Source organism: Pseudoalteromonas sp. S4492 (assembly GCF_005886115.1).
GTDB classification, from domain to species: domain Bacteria; phylum Pseudomonadota; class Gammaproteobacteria; order Enterobacterales; family Alteromonadaceae; genus Pseudoalteromonas; species Pseudoalteromonas gelatinilytica.
The window spans coordinates 1-9565 of the sequence record NZ_PNCP01000111.1 but is presented as its reverse complement, the minus strand read 5'-3'; the positions used below and the strand labels follow the sequence as shown (position 1 = coordinate 9565).

The following is a 9565-nucleotide window of genomic DNA, read 5'->3' as shown; positions in this document are numbered from 1 at the left end:
TAGCACCTAGCACCTAGCACCTAGCACCTAGCACCTAGCTAAATTCCTACGCGATATAAAATCGCTGCTACAATTTTGAAAACTCGCTAACTCGCTAACTCGCTAACTCGCAACTCAAACCTACGTCAAACGTAGGGCGATGAATTCAGCGAGTTTGTCTACGGCGGTTCCGGGGTCGTCGGTGCGTTTAATTAAACTAATACCGATTTGACCAAGCTCGGGGAGGTCTTTGGTTTGCAGTTGGTAGTTAAGCTCATTCGGTACGGTGCTTTTTGCTAGTACCGTAATGCCTAAGCCTTCTTTTAACGCCGCAGTTAGGCCAGTTAAGTCGGCATTACTGTAGGCAATGCGGTATTTAATACCCGCACTTTGTAGTGCTTCGATTGCGCGGCGGCGATAAATACATCCCTCTGGGGCGGTTACAAGCGTTACCACATCGTTTTGTGCCAGGTTTAAATCACCCACCCATACGAGTTGGTCTTGCATAAAAATCGGGAACTTGGCTGATTCGAGCTCTTCGTTTAATGCCAACACTAAATCGAATTGATCTTGGCGCGAGACCGATAATAAATGCTTACTCAAACGAGAGCGCACTTCGAGCGATACGTCAGGGTAGAGGGCCACGAAGTCACCAATGATCGACGGTAAAATACGTGCAGCAAATTCACTGGGGATCCCCAAGCGCACTTTACCGGTCACGTTTTCGCTGGTGAACTGCTGCAAAATGGCATCGTTTTGTTGCAGCATTTGCTTTGCTAATGGCATAAGCAATTCGCCATATTGATTAAGCACTTGGCGCTGACCTTGCTTTTTAAACAGCTTATGGCCCAGCATGTCTTCAAGGCGCTTTATTTGTAAGCTCACAGCCGGTTGCGATAGCCCTAATAATTCACCTGCTTTGGCAAATCCGCCAACTTCAACAACAGTGACTAAAGTACGTAAACTATCGGTAGAAATGTTTTTCATTAAAAAATTCTATTTATAGGGCTGTATATATAAGCATTATTTATCAATTGATAAATAATTACAATTTGTTGTTGCTAGCACGGCGCAATATACTTCAGCCATTAATGATTGATAGGTGTCACATATGACTTTTACGCCAATAATGTTTGCTCGCCACAGCCAAGCTGAGACCCCAGCAGACAACGTGCTACAAGCTAATAGCGATACTGCCATTATGGATTTTAGTGGCACTGAAGCAATCCCATTTTTAACGGCTATTTTAGGTCTTGATATTAATAAGCTAACCGCCAGTGGTTTAGGCTTACGTAGTTCATTAGACGATGACCTAACAAGCAGCTACGCTTATGCCCTGTATTACTTTAACGAAACTGCATTTCGTTTTGTATTAGGTAAAGATGCCAGCGTGCAATTACAGTCGCTTATTAATGAGCAACAACTACGTTACGACATTGATTATGTAATGCGTGACGATTTAAGCGCGCTAACCCTAAGTGGTGAGCAAGCGTTTGACGCCTTGGTCGACAGCTTTAAGCTAACGCCTGGGCTGCGTTTATCAGACATGCGCAGCTGCTATGGTGCACAAAGTGGTGAGGTATTTATTACCGCCATAGATAACCAAGCAACACAGCAATTTCAGCTGGTGGCGCGCCAAGCAGAGCTTGATAAATGGCAAACGCACTTACAGCAGCTCGGCTTTGATTTAGCCTTAGCCAACGTTGCTTAAAACATAAAATTTTTAAAACAGCTACGCACTTGAGTGTTTAGCTGTTTTTTAGTTACAAAATCGCAATTTGGGTGTGACAACTGTGCAACTAATGTATAATCGCCGCCCATGTTATTCCCCCTCATTAAATTGAGGCCACGCCCCACAACTTGTGGGTTAATTTAAAAGTGAAGGAATATTATGACTTCTAAAACAGTTTTACATGCTAAGCACCTTGAAGCTGGCGCAAAAATGGTTGATTTCCACGGCTGGGAAATGCCAATCAACTACGGCTCACAAATCGAAGAGCATAATGCGGTTCGCACAGATGCAGGTATGTTTGACGTATCTCACATGACAATTGTTGATGTTCAAGGCGAGCAAGCACAAGCGTTCTTACGTAAACTAGTTGCAAACGACGTTGCTAAGTTAACTGTACCGGGTAAAGCACTTTACACAGGTATGCTTAACGAAGAAGGCGGCGTAATCGACGACCTTATCATCTACTTCTTCTCAGAAACAAACTATCGTTTAGTTGTTAACTCAGCAACACGTGAAAAAGATTTAGCGCATTTAGCTAACGTTTCGGCTGATTTCGCCGTAACAGTTACTGAGCGTCCTGAGTTTGCAATGATTGCCGTTCAAGGCCCTAACGCACGTGCTAAAACAGCAACAGTACTTAACGCAGAGCAACAAGCTGCTGTTGAAGGTATGAAGCCTTTCTTTGGTGTGCAAGCAGGTGATTTATTTATTGCGACAACAGGCTATACTGGCGAAGATGGTTATGAAATCGTAGTACCTAACGATCAAGCTGCTGATTTATGGCAACAACTTCTAGACGCAGGCGTAGCGCCAGCGGGTCTAGGTGCACGTGATACGTTACGTCTTGAAGCGGGTATGAACCTTTACGGCCTAGATATGGACGAAAGTGTTTCTCCACTTGCTGCAAACATGGCGTGGACAATCGCATGGGAGCCAGAAGATCGTAAGTTTATCGGTCGTGAAGTATTAGAACAGCAACGCGCTGACAAGAGCACAGACAAACTAGTTGGTTTAGTGCTTGAAGAAAAAGGCGTATTGCGTAGCGGTTTAAAAGTCATCGTTGAAGGTGGTGAAGGGGTGATTACCTCTGGTACATTCTCACCAACTCTTGGTCATAGTGTTGCGCTAGCACGCGTTCCGCGTTCAACTGGCGAAACAGCCCAAGTAGAGATGCGTAAAAAACTGGTTAACGTTAAGGTTGTTAAACCTTGCTTTGTACGTAACGGCAAATCAGTTATCTAAACTATAAAAAATTTGGTGTTATCACCCAATATAAACCAAAGGAACAAAAAGATGAGCAATATCCCAAGCGAATTAAAATATGCTACTTCACACGAGTGGGTTCGCGACGAAGGTGACGGTACGTTTACTGTAGGTATCACTGAGCACGCACAAGAACTTCTTGGCGACATGGTATTCGTTGAATTACCAGAAGTTGGTGATGAAGTTGACGCGGGTGAAGACTGCGCAGTAGCTGAGTCTGTAAAAGCAGCATCAGACATCTACGCACCAATCGGCGGTGAAATCGTTGCAATCAACGAAGATCTTGAAGATTCGCCTGAAACAGTAAATAACGACCCGTACACTGACGGTTGGTTATTCCGTATCAAAGCATCTGACACATCAGAGCTTGATAACCTGTTAGACGCTGAAGGCTACGCTAACACAATCGACGAAGACTAATTAATTAGTCACGCCGACTAAAAGCCCCTCATAAGTGGGGCTTTTATGATTTTATAGCTTACCTTTCCATACGCTGTAAGTTACTAAATCAACACGTTTTTAAGTTATTGCCAGTTACCCATTGGCAGTAACCACTTTTTTTTGGATCATAGGAATCTGGACAAATGTCAAACGCCAAATCTCTTGAACAATTAGAGCAAAAGCAAGATTTTATTCGCCGTCACATTGGGCCAAGCCCAGCGCAAGTAAGCGACATGCTGAGCGCTCTTGGAGTATCGAGTGTTGAAGAGCTGATCGGTCAAACGGTACCTGCAAGCATTCGCTTAGAGCAAGGTTTATCAATTGGCGAAAGCCGCACTGAAGTTGAAACACTAAGCTACTTAAAATCAGTAGCAAGCAAAAATAAAGTGTTCAAATCATACATCGGTCAAGGCTACCACCCAACTCACGTACCACACGTAATTTTACGTAACGTACTTGAGAACCCAGGCTGGTACACTGCGTATACACCATACCAACCAGAGATTGCACAAGGTCGTTTAGAATCATTATTAAACTTCCAGACTATGACCCTAGACCTAACTGGTCTTGACCTGGCAAGCGCGTCATTACTTGACGAGTCAACGGCTGCGGCAGAAGCAATGGGCCTTGCAAAGCGTGTTGCTAAGTCTAAATCAAACACATTCTTCATTGCTGAAGACGTACACACGCAAACAATCGACGTTGTTGCAACACGTGCAGAGCAGTTCGGTTTTGACGTTATCGTTGGTAAAGCAGCAGAAGCACTAGACCACGACATTTTTGGTGCGTTATTCCAATACCCATCAACAACCGGTGAAATCACTGACGTAACCGATTTAATCGCTGGCGTACAAAGCAAAAAAGCAATTGCCTGTGTTGCTGCAGATATCATGAGCTTATTATTGCTTAAAGCACCAGGTAAACTAGGTGCAGACGTAGTGCTTGGTTCAGCACAGCGTTTTGGTGTACCTATGGGTTACGGTGGTCCACACGCTGCATTCTTCGCAACACGCGACAAGTACAAGCGTTCACTACCAGGTCGTATTATCGGTGTTTCTAAAGACCGTTTAGGTAACGACGCACTACGTATGGCAATGCAAACACGTGAACAACACATTCGTCGTGAAAAAGCCAACTCAAACATCTGTACAGCGCAAGTTCTACTAGCGAACATGGCAGCGTTCTACGCGGTTTACCACGGTCCACAAGGCCTTAAAACTATCGCTGAGCGTATCCACCGTTTTGCAGACATCTTAGCGGCAGGCTTAAAATCAAAAGGCGTAAACCTTAAGCACGACACATGGTTCGATACACTGACTGTTGTTGCAGATAACAAAGACGAAATCGTTGCACGTGCAGTAGCAAACGGCGTTAACTTTGCGTCTAACCGTGCAGGTGAATACTCAATTTCTGTATCAGAAACAACAACCCGTGCAGACGTAGCTGAGCTATTCGACATCATCTTAGGTGAAGGCCACGGTCTGAGCGTTGATGCACTTGCAAACGAAATCGAAGTAAATGGCAGCAACTCAATTCCTGCAAGCCTAGTACGCGATGACGAAATTTTAACGCACCCTAACTTCAACTCGTACCACAGCGAGACTGAAATGTTGCGTTACATCAAGCGCCTAGAGAACAAAGACTTAGCGCTTAACCACTCAATGATCTCATTAGGTTCATGTACAATGAAACTTAATGCGACAGCTGAGATGATCCCAATCACTTGGCCTGAGTTTGCAAACTTACACCCATTCTGCCCACTTGATCAGGCAGCGGGTTACCAAATCATGATGACTGAGTTACATGATTGGTTAGTAAACATCACAGGTTACGATGCAGTTTCACTACAACCTAACTCAGGTGCACAAGGTGAATACGCAGGCTTAATCGCGATTCGTAAATACCACGAGTCACGCGGTGAAGGTCACCGTAACGTATGTTTGATCCCAAGTTCAGCGCACGGTACAAACCCAGCGTCTGCACAAATGGCAAGCATGAAAATCGTGGTTGTTGACTGTGATAAAAACGGTAACGTTGATATGGCAGACCTTAAAGCGAAAGCCGAAGAGGTATCTGAAAACCTATCTTGTATCATGATCACGTACCCATCTACACACGGTGTTTACGAAGAAACAATTCGTGAAATCTGTGACATCGTGCACCAGCACGGCGGTCAAGTGTACATGGACGGCGCAAACATGAATGCGCAAGTTGGTGTTACAAGCCCAGGTTCAATCGGTTCTGACGTATCGCACCTTAACCTACACAAAACATTCTGTATTCCACACGGTGGTGGTGGTCCAGGTGTTGGCCCAATCGGTGTTAAATCTCACCTAGCGCCATTTATGCCTAACCACAGCGTAATTAATGTTGCTGGCACAAACATCGGTAACGGTGCGGTTTCTGCTGCCCCTTACGGCTCAGCAGCTATTTTACCAATCTCGTGGGCATACATTGCCATGATGGGCTCTGAAGGCTTAAAACAAGCAACAGAAATGGCTATCGTGAACGCTAACTACTTATCTGAGAAGCTAAGCGAGCACTACCCAATTTTATACCGTGGCCGTAACAACCGCGTTGCGCACGAGTGTATTGTTGACCTACGCCCAATCAAAGAGCAAACAGGCGTAACAGAAATGGACGTAGCTAAACGCCTACAAGACTATGGTTTCCATTCACCAACTATGTCATTCCCAGTAGCTGGCACACTAATGATTGAGCCAACTGAGTCTGAGTCTAAAGTTGAGATCGACCGTTTCATCGAAGCAATGGTGTCAATCAAGTCAGAAATCGACCGTATCGCATCTGGCGAATGGTCAATTGAAAACAACCCGCTAGTGTTTGCACCGCACACACAAGCAGACGTACTAGGCAATGAGTGGGATCGTGCATACGACCGTTTCTACGCAGCATTCCCAGTACCAAGCGTAGCAAAAGACAAATTCTGGCCTACAGTAACACGTATCGATGACGTATACGGCGACCGTAACCTAGTTTGTTCATGCCCAGCGGTTGAGACATACCGTGACTAAGGTTTGATTAAATTCAAATGCCAAAAAGCCGTTGCAGCAATGTAACGGCTTTTTTGTGTTTTGGAGAAAGTTAGCGAGGGTAAAGTTAGCGAGAGTAAAGGGGAAGGGAGCTATCAGCTTTCAGCCGTCAGCTATCAGATTAAGAAATAAGTTAGCGAGTTGCTAGGGGAAAGAGTAAAGGAGCTATCAGCTTGTAGGTTGGGTAGAGCGGAGCGAAACCCAACAAGTTAGCGAGTTGCTAGGGTAAAGTTACGAGGAACGAGTTTCGAGGGAAAAGAGAAAAGGAGCTTAAGCTATAAGTTAGATTGTGCCTATACATCGCAAAGGCTAAACACATTGCTGTCGGCGTGAAATTTAATTCGCGCGAGCAAGTAAGAGTGATGTTCATAAGCAAGACTTGACCCATTTCTTGCTTGTTGTTTTCGGTATTATGGTTTTAATTAACTGAGACACGGTCATTCGTAGTTTCTGAAACTAATCAAGGTTTACAGCCATGTTTGTTAAATCCAAATAATAATTTGGATCATCTTTTATCTGCATCAAAAGCATATAGAATTTAAGTGCTTCACTTGCTAAGTCTCTTGGGTTTCTCTCTGTTACTAATTGAGTTAATTTTGTCACTTGTGAGTCAAACTTACCTAATTTAAAAGAAGATCTAAATAACGTATATAAGGTTGTCATGGTTTCACCAAGCCTTTTGCCATTATTATGACTTGATTCAAAATGAAATATATTCTGATTTACATGGTTATACTCACGTCGGATTAGGGAAATATCAATATAAAAATCCAAGCGAACATCGAGAAACTCCTTTGCAAAAACAGGATATTTTTCTCTAAAAGTCCTAACCCCTTCACTTTCAATAATCAAAGCGAAGAAGTCTTCAAATAACTTTAAACTTTTTTCTTGTAATGCAAAGAGCAGAACCATCACAGCCGCATTAATACAAGTACATTTATCTAGACTCAAAAAAGCTGACTGAATTCGGTCAAAAACTTTAATAGCTTGCCTTGGTGTCAACTGCACAGCTTCAAATATCTGAACACAGAAACTTAAAAAATTAGTCCCCTCAAAAAAGAAAAATGGAAACAAAATTATCTGCTCACTTTTTAACCAAGCCTCATTAATTAATTCTACATTGCAATGATTCTCTATGAGCTCTCTACTTAATTCAGTTTTTAGGTAATACCTATTATCAAAAAAGCGGCTTAGATATTCCTCTGCGCTAAACTCAGAGCCGTAAACAGCCTTAACAGTATGTGCGAGTTGTGAAGTATTAGTTGCAACAATAAATGCCAAACCAGGTATATCAAATACATGCTTAATTGCTTCCAGCATTTCTACAGCATAGGTAGGCTTACAACGATCTAACTCATCAATAAAAATAAATGCAGGGTAACTATTTGATATAGTCTTCATTCCTTTCACTGGTTGTTCTACAACATACTCGACCCAGTTTTGAATCGCTAACTTTAATGTTTTGATGCTTTCTTTACTATCAGTGACTTCTTTACAAAACACTTCAAGTACCTTTTCACCTGCTTTTGAAAAGTCAATGTCCTTATTAGTTCGAGAAAGTGTTTCATCTTCAGATTCGGATGAATCAAATATATTGAAGTCAAACCCTAAGTACCTTTTCATTAAAGCACTACCAATTCTTGGCGCAGCAGCCTTAACAACTTCGTTGAACTTTTTTTGAGTTTCAGCGGGGTCAATTTTGTCTGTTTGTAACTTTAACTGCTCAATAATTTCACTCAAAACAGTCATAAGTGGGGATTCAAGGTAATCTATTGCCCATGCATCAATAAATACAACTGGGTGATGCCTTTTTAAATCTTCGCTCCAGCGTTTCAAAAAATAAGTTTTACCAGCTCCCCATTCAGCATCTAGATTTATTACATAGTTTGATAACTTATTTTTTTCTGTTCCTCCCTTAGCCTTAATAAATGAAGTTAAATAGCTGGCATACTTAGCTCTATTCAAATTATCAGCAGAAAGCTGTGGCTCTTCATTTGGTAAACTCCAATCAAATTCCATTTCGCACCTTTTAGTTTAATTATTTTACAGTAATAATAGTTATTCGAACTTCATAACCACAATATATAAAAGGACTTAAAATGTCATCTTTGGCAGACTATACGAGCTCATTAAAGACTTCTGTTTCAGATAAAATAACCCATCCACTACTAGGTAGTTTTATTGTTTCATGGTTCTTTTTTAACTGGGAGGGAGTGTACTTTCTATCTTTTTCTAATCTTGATACAGCATATAAGTTAAAAGCAGTTTCTGAAAATTATTCAAACATATGCATAAATTTGATCTACCCTCTTATCATATCCTTTTTTGTTGCTTTCCTTTTACCATGGGCTACAGCAATTTTTATACGTTCGGCTTCAAGAGCTAAAGAGTTTGAAATTAATTCTTTAGCTCTTTTCTATAGAAAGCACAGGTTATCACTCAATGAGTCTAATGCTCTTCGTGACTTTTATAAAAATGAAAAAACAGAATTAGAATTAAGGTTAAGTGAGTCAAATGAAAACCAACGTAAACTCGAACTAAGGTTTGAAGAGCAGTTCAAAAAGAAAAAAGAAAAATTTGAGAGTTTATATAAACTAATCGCGTTCTCTAATGTACCACCTACTTTAATTGATAAACATTTAACTAACCAAGAGAAGGAATATTTAGAAATACTAGAAATGCTGCTCGCTGGGGGCAAAGAAGTAATAAGTTTTTCAACGTTATCAAGTGCTCTTAAAAGCAAATTTACCTATAATTTAGAAGAAAATCTCAATAGCTTACATGAACTTGAATATCTTACGTTTGTTGATTCAGGCCAGCAATTGAAGGAAGTTGAAAATTTCAGTATTACTTCTGAAGGTATTGAGTTTATCTGCAATACTAAATCGATGGCCCTTGCTGAGTCGATTTAAATAGTAAGGAATTATATTCTAAAAGTTTAAGCATCAGTGCTATTTTGTTTTCAAAGCTAAGAATAGAAAACATTGGGTTAGGTCTTTCAGTTTCCTTAACGCTTTACCAACCCACAACCAACACTATGCTGTTAGCACCTAGCACCTAGCACCTAGCACCTAGCACCTAGCACCTAGCACCTAGCACC

7 protein-coding genes are annotated in these 9565 nt (G+C 41.6%); 5 read left to right on the top strand and 2 right to left on the bottom strand.

The window, feature by feature from the left end; translation table 11 throughout:
* Window positions 1-120: 120 nt before the first annotated feature.
* Window positions 121-966 (bottom strand): LysR family transcriptional regulator, encoded by an 846-nt coding sequence (locus CWC28_RS21010; protein ID WP_054560757.1) that lies wholly within the window; start codon window positions 964-966, stop codon window positions 121-123.
* Window positions 967-1090: 124 nt separating this feature from the next.
* On the opposite strand from CWC28_RS21010, the gene CWC28_RS21005 reads away from it, so the two are divergent.
* From CWC28_RS21005 to gcvP, 4 genes are all read left to right on the top strand, one after another.
* Complete coding sequence (locus CWC28_RS21005) at window positions 1091-1690, top strand: hypothetical protein (protein WP_054560756.1); 600 nt, start codon at window positions 1091-1093, stop codon at window positions 1688-1690.
* Window positions 1691-1870: 180 nt separating this feature from the next.
* A complete protein-coding gene (gene gcvT, locus CWC28_RS21000; RefSeq protein ID WP_063700514.1) occupies window positions 1871-2953 on the top strand; it encodes a glycine cleavage system aminomethyltransferase GcvT in 1083 nt (360 codons plus the stop codon).
* A gap of 51 nt (window positions 2954-3004) precedes the next feature.
* On the top strand, window positions 3005-3394 hold the full coding sequence (gene gcvH, locus CWC28_RS20995) for a glycine cleavage system protein GcvH (RefSeq protein ID WP_062570365.1): 390 nt from the start codon (window positions 3005-3007) through the stop codon (window positions 3392-3394).
* 164 nt (window positions 3395-3558) lie between these two features.
* Complete coding sequence (gene gcvP / locus CWC28_RS20990; protein ID WP_138625727.1) at window positions 3559-6447, top strand: aminomethyl-transferring glycine dehydrogenase; 2889 nt, start codon at window positions 3559-3561, stop codon at window positions 6445-6447.
* Between the two features lie 474 nt (window positions 6448-6921).
* Here gcvP and CWC28_RS20985 read toward each other — a convergent pair whose 3' ends face one another.
* Window positions 6922-8484, bottom strand: coding sequence for a KAP family P-loop NTPase fold protein (locus CWC28_RS20985; RefSeq protein ID WP_138625726.1), 1563 nt, complete (start codon window positions 8482-8484; stop codon window positions 6922-6924).
* An 80-nt stretch (window positions 8485-8564) separates the two neighbouring features.
* Here CWC28_RS20985 and CWC28_RS20980 point away from each other — a divergent pair, with 80 nt between their 5' ends.
* A complete protein-coding gene (locus CWC28_RS20980) occupies window positions 8565-9377 on the top strand; it encodes a hypothetical protein (protein ID WP_138625725.1) in 813 nt (270 codons plus the stop codon).
* Window positions 9378-9565 lie beyond the last annotated feature (188 nt).